This is a genomic window from Streptomyces sp. NPDC028308 (assembly GCF_055565855.1).
In genome coordinates this window covers 1-15,183 of the sequence record NZ_JBVHTO010000007.1, presented here as the reverse complement: position 1 = coordinate 15,183, position 15,183 = coordinate 1, and the positions used below count along the sequence as shown (strand labels likewise).

Here is a 15,183-nt window from a genome sequence, read left to right as displayed (position 1 = left end):
GCATGGAGTGCCGGAACTCGTACTGGAATTGAATGGACGGACCTGGACGCTCGATGCGTCCAGGCCATACACCCTCGGACGTGATCCGCAGGGGGACATCGTGCTCGACGACGCCAGGGTGTCCTGGCGTCACGCCACGATCAGCTGGGGCGGCCGCAGTTGGGTCATCGAGGACCACGGCAGCACCAACGGCACGTTCGTACAGGGCCAGCGGATCCACCAGTTGGAGATCGGCCCCGGCTCGGCCGTGCACCTGGGCAACGCGACCGACGGCCCGCGCCTGAGCCTCTCGGGTGCCGCCGCCGTCGCCTCGCCGCAGCAGGCCCGGCCCCAGCAGCCGTACGCGGCTCAGGGCGCGGGACCGGGCTGGGCGCAGCAGGCACCTCAGCAGCAGGCACCTCAGCAGCAGAACTGGCCGCAGTCGCAGCAGGGTGCCGCCATCCCGCAGCAGCCCGGACCCGGTGGAGGCGCGGGGGCGCCGCCGGTCTACGGTGACCGCAGCCCGACCACGTTCCACCAGTTCTCGCTCGGCCGCGTCATGCGCATCGGCCGTGCCCTGGAGAACGAGCTGGTCGTCTCCGACCTCCAGGTCTCGCGCCACCACGCCGAGTTCCACGCGACGCCGGACGGCCGCTACGAGATCCGCGACCTCGGTTCGCACAACGGCACGTACGTCAACGGCCAGCCGATCGCCAAGGGCGGCTCGGCGCTGCTCGGCCCGAACGACATCGTCGGCGTCGGCCACTCGACGTTCCGGCTGGTCGGCGACCGGCTCGAGGAGTTCGTCGACACCGGTGAGGTCTCCTTCTCGGCCCGCCACCTGACCGTCACGGTCGACGGCGGCAAGCAGATCCTCAAGGACGTCTCCTTCGGCGTGCCCGAGAAGTCGCTCATCGCGGTCATCGGCCCGTCCGGTTCCGGGAAGTCGACGCTGCTGAAGGCGCTCACGGGCTACCGCCCCGCCAACCAGGGCGACGTCCTCTACGACAACCGGAACCTCTACAAGCAGTTCGCCGAGCTGCGGCAGCGCATCGGTCTGGTCCCGCAGGACGACATCCTGCACAAGGAGCTGACCGTCAAGAAGGCCCTCAAGTACGCGGCGAAGCTGCGCTTCCCCGCGGACACCACGGGCGCCGAGCGCGACGCCCGGATCGACGAGGTGCTGCGCGAGCTCAAGCTGGACATCCACAAGGAGAAGAAGGTCACCTCCCTCTCCGGTGGCCAGCGCAAGCGCGTCTCGGTGGCCCTGGAGCTGCTGACCAAGCCGTCGCTGATCTTCCTGGACGAGCCGACCTCCGGTCTCGACCCGGGCATGGACCGCGACGTCATGCAGCTCCTGCGCGGCCTCGCCGACGACGGCCGTACGGTCCTCGTCGTCACGCACTCGGTGGCCGAGCTGGCGATCTGCGACAAGCTCCTGGTGATGGCGCCGGGCGGTTCCGTCGCCTACTTCGGTCCGCCCGAGGAGGCGCTGAACTTCTTCGGCTACGACACCTGGGCCGACGTCTTCTCCGCCTTCGAGAACTACCGCGACTACGACTGGGCGGGCCGCTGGAAGGGCTCGCAGCACTACCAGATGTACGCCGCGGACATCGACGCCGTCGCCCCGCAGTCGGTGCACATGCCGCCGCCGCAGGCGATGAAGCCGCCCAAGCCGCAGGGCTGGGGCTCGCAGCTGATGACCCTGATCCGCCGCTACGTGTCGGTGATCGCGTCCGACAAGGGCTTCCTGGCGCTGACGGTGATCCTGCCGGCGGTCCTCGGCGCGGTCAGCCTGCTGATCGACCCGGACAAGACGCTGCTGGTGAACCCGGCGGTCAACCCGAAGACCGGCGCGCACATCCCGAACGGCACGGCCACCACGGTGCTGCTGATCCTCGCGGTCGGCGCCTGTTTCGCGGGCGCCGCCAACTCGGTCCGCGAGCTGATCAAGGAACGGGTGATCTACGAGCGGGAGCGGGCGACCGGCCTCTCGCGCTCGGCGTACCTGATGTCCAAGGTCATCGTGCTCGGCACCGTCACCGTGCTGCAGGGCGCGCTGGTCGGCGCGATCGGCTTCTCCAGCCGCACGATCCCCGACGAGGGCCTGATCCTGGGCAGCGGCAAGACCGCGGTCATGCTCGAACTGTCGATCCCGATCATGGCGCTCGGCTTCACGTCGATGATGTTCGGCCTGATCATCTCGTCGCTGGTGAAGACCGCCGAGAAGACCATGCCGCTGCTGGTCATGTTCGCGATCATCCAGGTCGTGTTCACCGGCTGCCTCTTCATCCTGCACGGCACCGTCGGCGTCAACGAGTTCTCGTACCTGATGCCGTCGCGCTGGGCGGTCGCCGCGGCCGGCGCCACCCTGGACTTCAACAACATCAGTCCGAACACGGACGACCCGTCCAGCACGGACCCGCTGTGGGACCACACGGCGGCGGCCTGGGGCATGGACATGGTGGCCCTGCTCGTCCTCGGCGCCCTCTGCGGCTTCTTCGTGGCCCGCTTCCTGCGCCGCCACGAGCCCGAGGTCATGCGCAAGTAGCACTCCGGCGCGACTGAAGGGCGGCACCCCCAGCGGGGTGCCGCCCTTTCGCGTCTTGACCGAGACCCTCAGAGGTCCGCGCGATACTCGCGAGACTCAGTAGGCGCTGTTCACGTTGTCGATGGAGCCGTACTTGTCGGCCGCGTAGTTGGCGGCGGCCGTGATGTTGGCGACCGGGTCGTAGATGTTCGTCGACGTGCCCGAGACGTGGTACGCGGCGAAGGTCGGCGGGATGACCTGCAGCAGGCCCTTCGACGGGATGCCGTTGATGGCGTTGATGTCCCAGTCGTTGATGGCCCGGGGGTTGCCCGAGGACTCGCGCATGATGTTCTTGTGCAGCCCGTGGTAGCTGCCCGGGATGCCCTTCTGCTTCATGATGTCGAGCGACTGACGGATCCATCCGTCGAGGTTGTTCGGGTACGTCTTCGCGGCGACCGGCTTGACCTGGGGGCGCTGCGCGGAGCGGCTGGCGGCCTGCTTCTTGCGCGCCTCCTCCGCCTTCTTCTTGGCGGCGGCCTGCTCGGCGGCCTTCTTCTTGGCGGCGGCCTCGTCGGCCGCCTTCTTCTTCGCGACCTCGGCCTTGACCGTGGCGCCCGCCAGCTGGTCGGTGACGCTGGCCTTGACGTCCTTGATCTGCTGCTGGCTGTAGGCCACGGAAGTCGTCGACGCGGCGGCGTCGGTCGTCGTGGTCTGCGCCTGCGAGTTCGCCGGGACGGCGGTGAACGCGATGGCGGCGGCACCGAGGGCCGCGACGCCGGCGAGGGAAAGCTTGTGGGTCTTGGTCAGCGCGGGACTATGCACAGGAGCGATGAACTTCTTGGACATGACTGATTGACCTCTTCGAATAGCGCGGACGCCGCTCCCGGTCCGGTGGGGACAGGTGTTTTTTCCGGACGAACGCCGCGGGGCGAAAACCCGCGGCGTTGAGCGACGAGAGCCATTGTTAGCGGCCGCAAAATCCTGAGGCAAAGGTGTGACGTACGAAGCCGGGTAGTGGAGCACAGAAGGGCAAATCGGGGCAGACAGGTACGTCTGCCCCGCTCAAAGGGTCCCCTTTATCTCCTATGCCCGTTCGTACGTGATGTGTGCCCTATGCGAGGGCTCACACCGGCGAGGCCCCGGTCTCACTCGTGGTTGCTGAAGCAATGCTCAGCGTGAGGGTTCTCCGCCGGTAGCAGGAGGTGCGTGTCCCCGAACTCGTGCCAGAGGTAGCGCCCGCGCAGCGCCTCGCCGTATCCGCGCTCCACCGCCGCCCGTCCCGCCACGGCCTCCAGCATCAGCAGATGCGAGGCCTCCGGCTCGTGCAGCCCGGTCAGCAGCCCGTCCACCACGCGTACCCCGCGCTCCGGAGTTATCACCAGGTCCGTCCAGCCGCGCCGCTCCCGGACCACCCCGTCGGCCCCGGCCGCGGACTCCACGGCACGCACGGCCGTCGTACCCACCGCGACGACCCGCCCGTCGCCCGCCCGCACCGCGTTGATCGAGCGCGCCGAGGCCAGGGGCACCTCGTACCTCTCCGGATACGGCGGCTCGTGCGCCTCCGCCGACGCCACCCCGGTGTGCAGCGTGACCGGCGCGAACTGCACCCCCCGGCTCACCAGCTCCGCCACCAGCCGGGGCGTGAAGGGCCGCGCCGCGCTCGGCATCTCCGCGCTGCCGGTGCCGTCGGCGGACGGCAGCGCGAACACCGTCTGATACGCGGACAGCGGCTGGTCCCTCTCCGTGTAGGAGTACCGGATGGGGCGTCCGTACCGCCGCAGCAGCCCCGGCACGTCCGCTTCCGGCACCCGCGCCCACCACAGCCGCGTGCCCTCCGGCGTCAGCGGCTCCTCCAGTACGAGGCGTACGCCCCCGGGAAGGCGCACCTGCGTCCCCGCCGGCCCACCCGCACGCGGGCGCGTGGTGCCCCGGCCGTCCGGTTCCCGCAGCTCGACCGCCCACCGCCCGTCGTCACCCCGGGTGGAGAAGTGCACCACCACGCGCGCGTGCCCGACGCTCCCGTCGACGGCGGCGGACAGCGTGGCGGAGGTGTTGACGACGAGCAGATCCCCCGCGCGGAGCTGCCCGGGCAGCTCCGCGAAGGCATGGTGCGAGACCGAGGTCCCCCGTGACACGAGCAGCCGGACGGCGTCCCGGTCCAGCCCGGGACCGCGCTGCTCGGCCGGCACCCGCGCCGACAGCTCCCGCGGCACCTCCCACCCACGGCCGCGCTCGGCCGAAGGGACTCCCGTCGCCGTCGTCATCGCCGCGCCACCAGGGCCGCGGCGCTGTACCGGCCGCTCCCCGGACGCTCGTCCAGCAGCCGCAGGAACGCCGGGACCACCGTGCCGGGGTCCGGCCGCGCATCCCCGTCGTCCGGCACGGCCGCCGCGTACAGGTCCGTCGCCATGTCCCCCGGGTCCACCGCCCACACCCGCAGCCCGGGCTCCTCCACACCCAGCACCGCCGACAGCTGGTCCAGGGCCGCCTTGGAGGCGCCGTAACCGCCCCACGTCCCGTACGCCTCGACGGCCGCGTCCGAGCTGACACCGATCACCGCCCCCGCCCGGGACGCCCGCAGCGCGGGCAGCGCCTCCTGGACCAGGCCCAGCGCGGCGACCACGTTCACCTCCAGCGCCTGCCGCAACCCGTCCAGCGGCAGGCTCTCCAGGCGGACCAGTGGCTCGGCGCCCAGCGCGCTCGCGTTGTTCACCACCAGGTCCACGCCCCCGAACCGCACGGCCGCGGCCACCAGCTCCCGGCGGTGACCGGCGTCCGTCACATCGCCCGGCAGCGCCGCCACCCGCGCCCCGTACCCGGACAGCTCCGCCGCCGTCCCCTCCAGCACCCCCGCGGTCCTGGCGTCGAGCACCAGATCCCAGCCCCGCTCCGCCAGGGCCGCGGCCAGCGCCCGCCCCAGACCCTTCGAAGCCCCCGTGATGACGGCTACCGGCATGACATCGTCCCCTCGTCCCTCCGCCGCTTTTGGCGGATGCCCTCAACGTAGGGACGGGACCGCCCCCGCCGCCTCGTGCGCGGGCCGCAACGATCAGGGGCCCTTCGCCCTAGGACCGCGGACGGGACCTGCGACCTACGCCCACCGGCCTAGGCAGCCGCGCCCACAGGTCCGATACGCGCTGTCACAGCCCGCCGGTACCGTGAGGTCATGAGCCAAGGCCCCAGGTCCGGCCTGTACGCGGTCAGCTCCGCGCTGCTGGCCATGAGCAGGCATCTGGAGGTGCGCGACGTCCTCAAGACGATCGTCGCCTCGGCCCGCGAGCTGCTCGACGCCGAGTACGCGGCGCTCGGCGTCCCGGACGACCACGGAGGCTTCGCCCAGTTCGTCGTCGACGGCGTCAGCGACGCCCAGTGGAAGGCCATCGGCCCGCTCCCGCGCCAGCACGGCATCCTCGCCGCGATGCTTCAGGAGGCCCGCGCCGAGCGCCTCGCCGACGTGCGCAAGGACCCCCGCTTCGAGGGCTGGCCCACCGCCCACCCGGACATGTCGGACTTCCTCGGCCTGCCGATCCGCGACGGCGACGACGTCATCGGCGCCCTGTTCCTCGCCAACAAGGCGCGGCGCCCCGGCGACCGCACCGCCGGCTCCGCGGGACCGGGCGCGGACGGCAGCTGCGGCTTCACCGAGGAGGACGAGGAGCTCCTGACGATCCTCGCCCAGCACGCCGCGATCGCCCTGACGAACGCCCGCCTCTACGAGCGCAGCCGCGAACTCACCATCGCCGAGGAGCGCTCCCGGCTCGCGCACGAGCTGCACGACGCCGTCAGCCAGAAGCTCTTCTCGCTGCGCCTCACCGCCCAGGCCGCCGCGACCCTGGTCGACCGCGACCCCTCACGTGCCAAGGGCGAGCTCCAGCAGGTCGCCGCGCTCGCCGCGGAGGCCGCCGAGGAACTGCGTGCCGCCGTCGTCGAGCTGCGCCCCGCCGCCCTCGACGAGGACGGCCTGGTCGCCACCCTGCGCACCCAGATCCAGGTCCTGGACCGCGCCCACTCCGCACGCGTCACCTTCGGGAGCCGGGGCGTACGCGCCCTGCCCGCGGCCCAGGAGGAGGCGCTGCTGCGCGTCGCGCAGGAAGCCCTGCACAACGCGCTGCGCCACTCCGGAGCGGCCCGCGTCGAGGTGACACTGGACAAGCGCGGCCCGGGCGCCGTCCTGAGCGTCGCGGACGACGGCACGGGATTCGAACCCAAGGCGATCCGCAGCGCGGGACGCCACCTCGGCCTGGTCTCCATGCGGGACAGGGCGAGCAGCGTCGGCGGCACGCTCACCGTGGAATCGGCGCCCGGAAAGGGCACCCGGATAGAGATGGAGGTCCCTGGTGGCTGACGCGATCAAGGTGCTGCTGGTCGACGACCACCAAGTGGTCCGCCGGGGCCTGCGCACCTTCCTGGAGGTGCAGGACGACATCGAGGTCGTGGGCGAGGCCGCCGACGGCGCCGAAGGCGTCGCCCGAGCGGAGGAACTGAAACCGGACGTCGTCCTCATGGATGTCAAGATGCCGGGGATGGACGGCGTCGAGGCGCTACGCAGGCTCCGCGAGCTGGCCAACCCCGCACGCGTGCTGATCGTCACGAGCTTCACCGAGCAGCGCACGGTGGTGCCCGCTCTGCGCGCCGGAGCCGCCGGGTACGTCTACAAGGACGTGGACCCGGACGCCCTCGCCGGCGCCATCCGTTCCGTGCACGCGGGACACATCCTGCTCCAGCCGGAGGTCGCGGGCGCCCTGCTCTCCCAGGAGGAGGCCAACGCGGGCCAGGGCAGAGGCGGCTCGCTCACCGAACGCGAGCGCGAGGTGCTCGGCCTGATCGCCGACGGCCGCTCGAACCGCGAGATCGCGCGGGCGCTGGTCCTCTCCGAGAAGACGGTCAAGACCCACGTGTCGAACATCCTGATGAAGCTCGACCTCTCCGACCGCACGCAAGCCGCGCTCTGGGCGGTACGGCACGGCGTGGCGGGTTGATCACCTGACGGTCCGCGCCTCGGCCGCCGTGTTGGTTCGGCCGGGGCACGGAGATACGGAGGGTTCCACTCCGGACTGAGATTCATACCGTCGGGTGTATGTCCCCCGAATGGCGCATCCTCCGGAGGTCCCGGCCGTTCTCCAGGGCGTGCCGCGGCGATCGCCGCGGCGATCGTCAGGGAGGGCTTGAGGAATGAAGAACCTGAAGAAGGCCACGGCTGTCGCGATGGTGGCGGGCGGCCTCGTCGCCGCCGGAGCGGGCATGGCCTCCGCCACGGACGCCGGTTCGTGGGCGGGCGGCAAGGCCGTGAACTCGCCGGGCGTGGGTTCGGGCAACCTCGTCCAGGCCCCGGTCCACGTCCCGGTCAACGCGGTCGGCAACAGCGTGAACGTCATCGGCGTCCTGAACCCGGCCTTCGGCAACCTGGGTCTCAACCGCTGAGGTCCGTCCCGACCGGACGGTGACCACCGGCCTCCCGGACACCCCGGGGGGCCGGTCGGCTTTTCGGCCTGTCCGACCAAGAGGCCGATCGGGGGCTTCGCGCCGGGTCTCCCGTGCCGTTCCGGATCTTCCTCGCGTTTCTCAGCGTACGACCCGCGGCCGGGTCGACACGCAATCGCAGGAGGAACGTTTTTCATGAAGATCGCCAAGAAGGCCGCCGTGGCCCTCACCGTCGCGGGTATCGCGGCCGGCGCGTCCGCCGGCGCGGCTGTCGCCGACTCGGACGCCCACGGTGCGGCCGTGAACTCGCCCGGTGTCGCCTCGGGCAACACCGTGCAGGTTCCGATCCACGTCCCGGTCAACGTCGTCGGCGACAGCGTGAACGTCATCGGCCTCCTGAACCCGACGTTCGGCAACAAGGGCGTCAACGACTGACCCGCCCCACTTGAGAAGGGCTCCCGGACCGACCTGGTCCGGGAGCCCTTCGGCGTACCGGTACGGGCTGCGGACGCGACACGCGTGACGCGTCCGGCGCGCGGGGGAGTCGCTCACGCACGCGGGCCACTGTCGAACGCGACGGACCTCTCCGGCTACTGGACCGGCCGCACCCCTGAGGTCAGCGGACCCCGCGCTCCCGCTCCTCCACGAACGCGTTGTACGCGGCCACCTGGGCCCGCCGAGCCGTCCGTTCCACCGGGCGCAGGGCCTGCGACCTCGCCGCCATCTCCGAGGCGCTGACGGCTCCGCCGTGCCCGTTCTCGTACGCCACGGAGATCAGCAGCCCCATCCGCTGGGCGAGCTCCAGCACCCGCACCGCCCGCGGCTGATATCCGGGCGCCAGCAGCTCGCGCCCCCGCTCGGCCCGTGCCCGGTACGCGTCGATGGCGGCCTCGGCCACCGGCCCCGACCCCGCCACGTCGAGCCGCGACAGCACGTCGGTCGCCTCGCGCAGCGCCTCGGCCAGCTCCCGCTCCGCCTCGCCGAGGGACGGCACGTCCGCGGGCGGCGCCTCCCGTACGGGCAGGCAGTGCCAGAGGACCTCCACGTGCAGGTCGCCCTCGGGCCCCGCCTCGGACACCTCGGGCACCAGCCCGAGCGCCGCCCCCTGGCAGACGGCCGCCTCCTCCGCGTCGAGGGCGCGCGCGTTGAACTCCGGCGGCCCGCTCAGCCCCAGCGGATGCCCCGGCGCGGGCAGCGCCACCCGGAGCCCGGTGACCCCGAGAGCGCGCAGCCGGCCGAGCGCGAGCGTGAGCCCGACGGGCCCCGACTCGCCCGGAAGTCCCTCGACGCGATGTACGGCGTCCTCACCGACGATGGCGAGCACGGCGTCGTCCGGCGAAACAAGTCCGGCCAAAAGGGCATTTCCCCATGCGGCCAGGCGTCCTGAGCGTGGTTCCGAGAGCATGCCCCCACCCTAAGGACCGACCGATGGAATCGACCGCCCGACCGGTGGCGTAGGTTTTCCCTGGGGGCTGCGTCCACAGACGTAAGCGACGGCCGAGACTGCAATGGGAGACAGCGCGCTCATGAGCGATGTTCTGGAGCTTGAGGACGTATCCGTGGTCCGAGAGGGCCGGGCTCTGGTGGACCAGGTCTCCTGGTCGGTCAAGGAGGGCGAACGCTGGGTCATCCTCGGCCCCAACGGCGCCGGGAAGACGACCCTCCTGAACGTCGCCTCCAGCTACCTCTTCCCCAGCTCGGGCACCGCCACCGTGCTCGGGGACACCCTCGGCAAGGTCGACGTCTTCGAGCTGCGCCCGCGCATCGGCATGGCCGGCATCGCCATGGCCGAGAAGCTCCCCAAGCGCCAGACCGTCCTGCAGACCGTGCTCACCGCCGCCTACGGCATGACCGCCGGCTGGCAGGAGGAGTACGAGGACATCGACGAGCAGCGCGCCCGCGCCTTCCTCGACCGCCTCGGCATGAGCGACTACCTGGACCGCAGGTTCGGCACGCTCTCCGAGGGCGAGCGCAAGCGCACCCTCATCGCCCGCGCCCTGATGACCGACCCCGAGCTGCTGCTTCTCGACGAGCCCGCCGCCGGCCTCGACCTCGGCGGCCGCGAGGACCTCGTACGCCGTCTCGGCCGGCTGGCCCGCGACCCGATCGCGCCCTCCATGATCATGGTCACGCACCATGTCGAGGAGATCGCCCCGGGGTTCACCCACGTCCTGATGATCCGCCAGGGCAAGGTGCTGGCAGCGGGACCGCTGGAGCTCGAACTCACCTCGCGCAACCTCTCCCTCTGCTTCGGCCTGCCCCTCGTCGTCGAGCAGGTCGGCGAGCGCTGGACCGCCCAGGGCCTCCCGCTCTCCTGACGTCCCGGCCTGTCCGCCCGCGCCCGTCGTCGAGCGGGCGGCGCTGATCGTGCGCCCTGTCCGTCCGCCGGGCGCGGTCCTACCATGACCGTGTGGACGACATCGACGCATGGGTGTGGTGGCTGGTCGCCGCGGCGGGGCTCGGGATCCCGCTGGTGGTGACGGCGATGCCGGAGTTCGGGATGCTCGCCGTGGGCGCCGTCGCCGCGGCCGGCGCCGCGGGACTCGGCGGCGACGTCGTGCTCCAGGTACTCGTCTTCGTCGCCGTCTCGGTCGCCCTCATCGCCGTCGTACGCCCCATCGCGGCCCGCCACCGTGCCCAGCGGCCGCAACTGGCCACCGGAGTCGACGCGTTGAGAGGCAAGGGCGCCGTCGTCCTGGAACGCGTCGACGGCTCGGGCGGCCGGATCAAACTCGCCGGAGAGATCTGGTCCGCACGCTCCCTGGACGCGGGACAGGTCTACGACGTCGGCGAACAGGTGGACGTCGTCGACATCGACGGCGCCACGGCCATCGTCATGTGACCTCGCACGACGCAACTGAACCGAACGCCCCACGTCGCAGCCGACGGTCTGACAGACTCGTCGAGCAAGATCTTCAACACCCGTAAGATCTCAGGGAATTACCGAGGCGGAGAAGGGTACGGGGAGCATCGATGGAACCGATCATCATCGTCCTGATCATTCTGGTGGTGTTGGTCTTCATCGCCCTGATCAAGACCATCCAGGTCATCCCACAGGCGAGCGCCGCCATCGTCGAGCGGTTCGGCCGCTACACGCGGACGCTGAACGCGGGACTGAACATCGTCGTCCCGTTCATCGACACCATCCGCAACCGCATCGACCTGCGTGAACAGGTCGTCCCCTTCCCGCCGCAGCCGGTGATCACCCAGGACAACCTGGTGGTCAACATCGACACGGTCATCTACTACCAGGTGACCGACGCGCGAGCGGCCACGTACGAGGTCGCCAGCTACATCCAGGCGATCGAGCAGCTCACCGTCACCACCCTGCGCAACATCATCGGCGGCATGGACCTGGAGCGGACGCTGACCTCCCGCGAGGAGATCAACGCGGCCCTGCGCGGCGTCCTGGACGAGGCCACCGGCAAGTGGGGCATCCGCGTCAACCGCGTCGAGCTCAAGGCCATCGAGCCGCCCACCTCCATCCAGGACTCGATGGAGAAGCAGATGCGCGCCGACCGCGACAAGCGCGCCGCGATCCTCACCGCGGAGGGCATCAGGCAGTCGCAGATCCTCACCGCCGAGGGTGAGAAGCAGTCCGCCATCCTGCGCGCCGAGGGTGAGGCGAAGGCCGCCGCCCTGCGCGCCGAGGGTGAGGCGCAGGCCATCCGTACGGTCTTCGAGTCCATCCACGCCGGGGACGCGGACCAGAAGCTCCTGGCCTACCAGTACCTCCAGATGCTCCCGAAGATCGCCGAGGGCGACGCCAACAAGCTCTGGATCGTGCCCAGCGAGATCGGTGACGCCCTCAAGGGCCTCAGCGGCGCGATGGGCAACTTCGGCCCGATGGGCGGCGGTTCGGGCGGCGGCGGCTCGGAGCGCCGCGAGAAGCCGTCCGTGACGGACTGACCCGGTACGCGAAAGGGGCCCGCCTTCGCTGAAGGCGGGCCCCACTCATGTCCGGCTCTAGGCGGCGGCGGTGTGGGCCAGCCACTCCGGCAGCGCCCGGAAGTCGTCCTGCCCGAGGGTCAGCAGCATCGCGTCGGCGGGCGTCGGCTCGAACGGCTGCCGCAGCAACGGCATCCCCGCCTGCTCCGGCGTACGGTCCGCCTTGCGGTGGTTGTCCTCGGCGCAGGAAGCCACCGTGTTCAGCCAGGAGTCCTGGCCGCCCTGCGCCCGCGGCACCACATGGTCCACGGTCGTCGCGCGCCTGCCGCAGTACGCGCACCTGTGCCGGTCCCGCACCAGCACACCCCTGCGTGACCATGGCGCTTGTCTTCGGAACGGCACCCGTACGTAACGGCAGAGCCTGATCACCCGGGGCACGGGTATGTCGACCGCGGCTCCGCGCATACGGAGATCGGGGTGGGCCTGCTCGACGACGGCCTTGTCCTGCAGCACCAGGACGACGGCGCGGTTCAGCGTCACCGTCGACAGCGGCTCGAAGCTCGCATTGAGTACCAGCGTGTCCCGCATCAGGCCCACCTCCCATTGCACCGGCCCGCTCCCCGGCGGACCTGGATCAACTCTGGCCGGGCACGCCGAGATGGACAACGCAATAAAAAGTGCCCGCCCCTGATCAATTCCAAGACCAGGGGCGGGCAAACGTTCAGCGAACGTCCGTCTTACGCGGGCGCCGCGTACTCACCGACGAGCTGAGCGCGCGCCAGCGTGTGGAAGCGCAGGTTGAAGCCCACGACGGCGGGCGAGGCGTCCGAATCGGGACCGAGCTTCTCCTGGTCCACGGCGTACACCGTGAACACATAGCGGTGCGCCCGATCACCGGGCGGCGGCGCGGCGCCACCGAAGTCCTTGGACCCGTAGTCGTTCCGCGCCTGGACCGCGCCCTCGGGCAGCCCCTCGAACTTCCCGGTGCCGGCGCCCGTCGGCAGCTCCGTGACCGTGGCCGGGATGTCGAAGACGACCCAGTGCCAGAATCCGCTGCCGGTCGGGGCGTCCGGATCGAAGCACGTCACGGCGAAGCTCCCGGTCTCCGGCGGAAAGCCCTCCCAGCGCAGCTGCGGCGACGTGTTCCCGGCGGCCTGGACCTGAGCGTCCTTCAGCGTCGCGCCCGGTTCGACGTCCTCGCTCGTGACCGTGAACGACGGCACGGGCGGGTGGAAGTCGTGGGGGAGCGGCGGCCTGTCGAGCTCGGGCACCTCGGTACCTCCTGATCGGTGGTGACGGTTCCGCTTCGAGCCTAGAACCAGCTGCGCTTGCTGCCGACCTCCGACAGCCACTGGTTCAGGTACGCCGTCCAGTCCGTGCCCTGGTAGTCGTTGAGCCCCACCTTGAAGGCGCGGAACGAGTCGCTGCCCTCGCTGAACAGGCCCGGCTTCTTGTCCATCTCCAGGACGACGTCCATCTCGCGCTCGTCGGCGACGAAGCTCAGCTCGACCTGGTTCAGCCCGCGGTACTGGGCCGGCGGGAAGAACTCGATCTCCTGGTAGAACGGCAGCTTCTGCCGGGTGCCCCGGATGTGCCCGCGCTCCATGTCGGCGCTCTTGAAGCGGAAGCCGAGCTGGATGAACGCGTCCAGGATCGCCTGCTGGGCCGGCAGCGGGTGCACGTTGATCGGGTCCAGGTCGCCCGAGTCGAGGGCGCGGGCGATCTCCAGCTCCGTGGTCACCCCGATGTGCATCCCGCGCAGCGGCTGGCCGTCGATCGTCGTGACCGGCGTCTCCCAGGGGATCTCCAGGCCGAACGGGACCGCGTGCACCGCGCCCGCCTTGAGCTCGAAGGCGCCGCCGAGCCGCACCTTGGTGAACTCGATGTCCTGCTTGTGCTCCTGGTCGTCGTGGCCCTCGACCTCGACCTTGGCCTGCAGGCCGACCGACAGACCCTCGATCGCCTGGTCAACGGACCCGCCCTGGATCCGCACCTCACCCTGCACGACGCCGCCCGGAACGGTGTTGACCTCGGTCAGTACCGTCTCGACCGAAGCCCCGCCGGCTCCCAGGCTCGCAAGCAGCCGCTTGAACCCCATGTCACTTCCTCCCCAGGCAACGCCTGTTACGTCCTGTGTGCGTCTGGACCCTTGATCCATACAAACGCGATCCGACCGCGGCCGGTTCCGCGTCATCACCCTTGCAAGGGGGACGCTCCCTGACCACCCCGACGACGAGCTGTCGCTCTCGACTACGCTCGGACGCCATGATCGCGGCCCCTGACCGTACGCCCCTCGGCCGGAAGTTCTTCGACCGCCCCGTCCTCGACGTCGCCCCCGACCTCCTCGGTCGCACCCTTGTACGCACCACCGAGGACGGTCCGGTCGAACTGCGCATCACCGAGGTCGAGGCCTACGACGGCCCGAACGACCCCGGCTCCCACGCCTTCCGCGGGCGCACGCCGCGAAACGAGGTCATGTTCGGTCCGCCCGGTCATGTGTACGTCTACTTCACCTACGGCATGTGGCACTGCATGAACCTGGTCTGCGGTCCGGAGGGCACTTCGAGCGCGGTCCTGCTGCGGGCGGGTGAGATCACCCAGGGGGTGGAGTCGGCCCGCAAACGTCGACTCTCGGCCCGGAACGACAGGGAACTGGCCAAAGGGCCGGCCCGGCTGGCCACGGCACTGGGGGTGGACCGCGCCCTCGACGGCGCGGACGCCTGCGGTCCCGAGGGCGGCCCCTTCAGGATGCTGACGGGCAGCCCGGTGGGTCCCGACCAGGTACTGAGCGGCCCCCGCACCGGAGTCTCCGGCGACGGCGGTGTCCACCCATGGCGCTTCTGGATCTCCAACGACCCCACGGTGAGCCCTTATCGGGCTCATACGCCCCGGCGGCGCCGAACTTGACTCGCCTGGGACGGGACCGTAACGTAGCCCGAGCCGCTTGACCCGGGTACGGCGTTCAGCCTGCAGCCGGAAGCGGCCAACCCACTACCTACGACTTCCCCTCAGCGGGGGCGAATTCGTCATGTCCGCATGTTGAATTCCGACTCGCCGGCTCGATTATGAGCTGCACCGGGAATCGGTTAACGTAGTGAATGTCGAAAGGCTGCGGGACGAAAAGTCCCAGGCCAAAGACAAATCCCGCCGACAGGGAATCTGGTCCGAAAGGGTCTGGTAGAGTCGGAACCGCCGGAAAGGGAAACGCGAAAGCGGAAACCTGGAAAGCACCGAGGAAATCGGAACCGGAAACGGTCTGATAGAGTCGGAAACGCAAGACCGAAGGGAAGCGCCCGGAGGAAAGCCCGAGAGGGTGAGTACAAAGGAAGCGTCCGTTCCTTGAGAACTCAACAGCGTGCCAAAAA

General features: G+C 70.4%; 16 protein-coding genes. 9 read left to right on the top strand and 7 right to left on the bottom strand.

Going from position 1 to position 15,183, the window contains the following annotated elements:
* The first annotated feature begins 7 nt into the window (after nucleotides 1–7).
* Entirely contained in the window at nucleotides 8–2,530 is a 2,523-nt protein-coding gene (locus tag ACZ4VA_RS16830) for an ABC transporter ATP-binding protein/permease (protein ID WP_355791716.1), read from the top strand.
* A 96-nt stretch (nucleotides 2,531–2,626) separates the two neighbouring features.
* Here ACZ4VA_RS16830 and ACZ4VA_RS16825 read toward each other — a convergent pair whose 3' ends face one another.
* The 3 genes from ACZ4VA_RS16825 to ACZ4VA_RS16815 all read right to left on the bottom strand — a co-directional run bounded on the left by ACZ4VA_RS16825 (nucleotide 2,627) and on the right by ACZ4VA_RS16815 (nucleotide 5,465).
* Nucleotides 2,627–3,355, bottom strand: coding sequence for a transglycosylase SLT domain-containing protein (locus ACZ4VA_RS16825; RefSeq protein WP_355793876.1), 729 nt, complete (start codon nucleotides 3,353–3,355; stop codon nucleotides 2,627–2,629).
* 299 nt (nucleotides 3,356–3,654) lie between these two features.
* The gene (locus ACZ4VA_RS16820; protein ID WP_388905321.1) at nucleotides 3,655–4,773 is read right to left on the bottom strand and encodes an S-adenosylmethionine:tRNA ribosyltransferase-isomerase; all 1,119 of its coding nucleotides are present in this window, start codon (nucleotides 4,771–4,773) and stop codon (nucleotides 3,655–3,657) included.
* Nucleotides 4,770–5,465 (bottom strand): SDR family NAD(P)-dependent oxidoreductase, encoded by a 696-nt coding sequence (locus ACZ4VA_RS16815; protein WP_356174150.1) that lies wholly within the window; start codon nucleotides 5,463–5,465, stop codon nucleotides 4,770–4,772. The genes ACZ4VA_RS16820 and ACZ4VA_RS16815 overlap by 4 nt, the downstream gene beginning before the upstream one ends.
* 210 nt (nucleotides 5,466–5,675) lie before the next feature.
* Between ACZ4VA_RS16815 and ACZ4VA_RS16810 the strand changes: the two genes are divergently transcribed.
* From ACZ4VA_RS16810 to ACZ4VA_RS16795, 4 genes are all read left to right on the top strand, one after another.
* Nucleotides 5,676–6,854 (top strand): GAF domain-containing sensor histidine kinase, encoded by a 1,179-nt coding sequence (locus tag ACZ4VA_RS16810; RefSeq protein ID WP_468081845.1) that lies wholly within the window; start codon nucleotides 5,676–5,678, stop codon nucleotides 6,852–6,854.
* Complete coding sequence (locus tag ACZ4VA_RS16805; protein ID WP_355784810.1) at nucleotides 6,847–7,488, top strand: response regulator transcription factor; 642 nt, start codon at nucleotides 6,847–6,849, stop codon at nucleotides 7,486–7,488. The genes ACZ4VA_RS16810 and ACZ4VA_RS16805 overlap by 8 nt, the downstream gene beginning before the upstream one ends.
* A 193-nt stretch (nucleotides 7,489–7,681) precedes the next feature.
* Nucleotides 7,682–7,930: a chaplin ChpE gene (chpE, locus tag ACZ4VA_RS16800; protein WP_355784813.1), complete on the top strand. Its 249-nt coding sequence runs from the start codon at nucleotides 7,682–7,684 to the stop codon at nucleotides 7,928–7,930.
* Between the two features lie 195 nt (nucleotides 7,931–8,125).
* Nucleotides 8,126–8,365: a chaplin gene (locus ACZ4VA_RS16795; protein ID WP_356174155.1), complete on the top strand. Its 240-nt coding sequence runs from the start codon at nucleotides 8,126–8,128 to the stop codon at nucleotides 8,363–8,365.
* 181 nt (nucleotides 8,366–8,546) lie between these two features.
* Here ACZ4VA_RS16795 and ACZ4VA_RS16790 read toward each other — a convergent pair whose 3' ends face one another.
* Nucleotides 8,547–9,335: a hypothetical protein gene (locus tag ACZ4VA_RS16790; RefSeq protein ID WP_468081842.1), complete on the bottom strand. Its 789-nt coding sequence runs from the start codon at nucleotides 9,333–9,335 to the stop codon at nucleotides 8,547–8,549.
* A gap of 121 nt (nucleotides 9,336–9,456) precedes the next feature.
* On the opposite strand from ACZ4VA_RS16790, the gene ACZ4VA_RS16785 reads away from it, so the two are divergent.
* The 3 genes from ACZ4VA_RS16785 (at nucleotide 9,457) to ACZ4VA_RS16775 (ending at nucleotide 11,839) form a co-directional block, all read left to right on the top strand.
* A complete protein-coding gene (locus tag ACZ4VA_RS16785) occupies nucleotides 9,457–10,248 on the top strand; it encodes an ABC transporter ATP-binding protein (RefSeq protein WP_355787345.1) in 792 nt (263 codons plus the stop codon).
* Between the two features lie 92 nt (nucleotides 10,249–10,340).
* Nucleotides 10,341–10,772 (top strand): NfeD family protein, encoded by a 432-nt coding sequence (locus ACZ4VA_RS16780; protein ID WP_356239244.1) that lies wholly within the window; start codon nucleotides 10,341–10,343, stop codon nucleotides 10,770–10,772.
* Between the two features lie 131 nt (nucleotides 10,773–10,903).
* Nucleotides 10,904–11,839, top strand: coding sequence for an SPFH domain-containing protein (locus ACZ4VA_RS16775; RefSeq protein WP_355787350.1), 936 nt, complete (start codon nucleotides 10,904–10,906; stop codon nucleotides 11,837–11,839).
* 57 nt (nucleotides 11,840–11,896) lie between these two features.
* On the opposite strand, the gene ACZ4VA_RS16770 is transcribed toward ACZ4VA_RS16775, so the two are convergent.
* The 3 genes from ACZ4VA_RS16770 to ACZ4VA_RS16760 form a co-directional block, all read right to left on the bottom strand.
* Complete coding sequence (locus ACZ4VA_RS16770) at nucleotides 11,897–12,406, bottom strand: HNH endonuclease (protein ID WP_355787353.1); 510 nt, start codon at nucleotides 12,404–12,406, stop codon at nucleotides 11,897–11,899.
* A 149-nt stretch (nucleotides 12,407–12,555) separates the two neighbouring features.
* On the bottom strand, nucleotides 12,556–13,089 hold the full coding sequence (locus ACZ4VA_RS16765) for a YbhB/YbcL family Raf kinase inhibitor-like protein (protein ID WP_356174162.1): 534 nt from the start codon (nucleotides 13,087–13,089) through the stop codon (nucleotides 12,556–12,558).
* A 41-nt stretch (nucleotides 13,090–13,130) separates the two neighbouring features.
* Nucleotides 13,131–13,916, bottom strand: a complete 786-nt coding sequence (locus ACZ4VA_RS16760; protein ID WP_355793701.1) for a sporulation protein — start codon at nucleotides 13,914–13,916, stop codon at nucleotides 13,131–13,133.
* A 167-nt stretch (nucleotides 13,917–14,083) separates the two neighbouring features.
* Here ACZ4VA_RS16760 and ACZ4VA_RS16755 point away from each other — a divergent pair, with 167 nt between their 5' ends.
* Nucleotides 14,084–14,725 carry a DNA-3-methyladenine glycosylase gene (locus tag ACZ4VA_RS16755; protein ID WP_355793699.1) on the top strand — a complete coding sequence of 214 codons (642 nt, stop codon included), beginning with the start codon at nucleotides 14,084–14,086 and terminating at the stop codon, nucleotides 14,723–14,725.
* Nucleotides 14,726–15,183: the final 458 nt, after the last annotated feature.

Excerpts from the sequence above, each read along its gene's own strand:
- ACZ4VA_RS16795 (WP_356174155.1), top strand. The coding sequence starts at position 8,126 with ATGAAGATCGCCAAGAAGGCCGCCGTGGCCCTCACCGTCGCGGGTATC.
- ACZ4VA_RS16820 (WP_388905321.1), bottom strand. The coding sequence starts at position 4,773 with ATGACGACGGCGACGGGAGTCCCTTCGGCCGAGCGCGGCCGTGGGTGG.
- ACZ4VA_RS16790 (WP_468081842.1), bottom strand. The coding sequence starts at position 9,335 with ATGCTCTCGGAACCACGCTCAGGACGCCTGGCCGCATGGGGAAATGCC.
- ACZ4VA_RS16775 (WP_355787350.1), top strand. The coding sequence starts at position 10,904 with ATGGAACCGATCATCATCGTCCTGATCATTCTGGTGGTGTTGGTCTTC.
- ACZ4VA_RS16760 (WP_355793701.1), bottom strand. The coding sequence starts at position 13,916 with ATGGGGTTCAAGCGGCTGCTTGCGAGCCTGGGAGCCGGCGGGGCTTCG.
- ACZ4VA_RS16770 (WP_355787353.1), bottom strand. The coding sequence starts at position 12,406 with ATGCGGGACACGCTGGTACTCAATGCGAGCTTCGAGCCGCTGTCGACG.
- ACZ4VA_RS16810 (WP_468081845.1), top strand. The coding sequence starts at position 5,676 with ATGAGCCAAGGCCCCAGGTCCGGCCTGTACGCGGTCAGCTCCGCGCTG.
- chpE (WP_355784813.1), top strand. The coding sequence starts at position 7,682 with ATGAAGAACCTGAAGAAGGCCACGGCTGTCGCGATGGTGGCGGGCGGC.
- ACZ4VA_RS16755 (WP_355793699.1), top strand. The coding sequence starts at position 14,084 with ATGATCGCGGCCCCTGACCGTACGCCCCTCGGCCGGAAGTTCTTCGAC.
- ACZ4VA_RS16785 (WP_355787345.1), top strand. The coding sequence starts at position 9,457 with ATGAGCGATGTTCTGGAGCTTGAGGACGTATCCGTGGTCCGAGAGGGC.
- ACZ4VA_RS16825 (WP_355793876.1), bottom strand. The coding sequence starts at position 3,355 with ATGTCCAAGAAGTTCATCGCTCCTGTGCATAGTCCCGCGCTGACCAAG.
- ACZ4VA_RS16815 (WP_356174150.1), bottom strand. The coding sequence starts at position 5,465 with ATGCCGGTAGCCGTCATCACGGGGGCTTCGAAGGGTCTGGGGCGGGCG.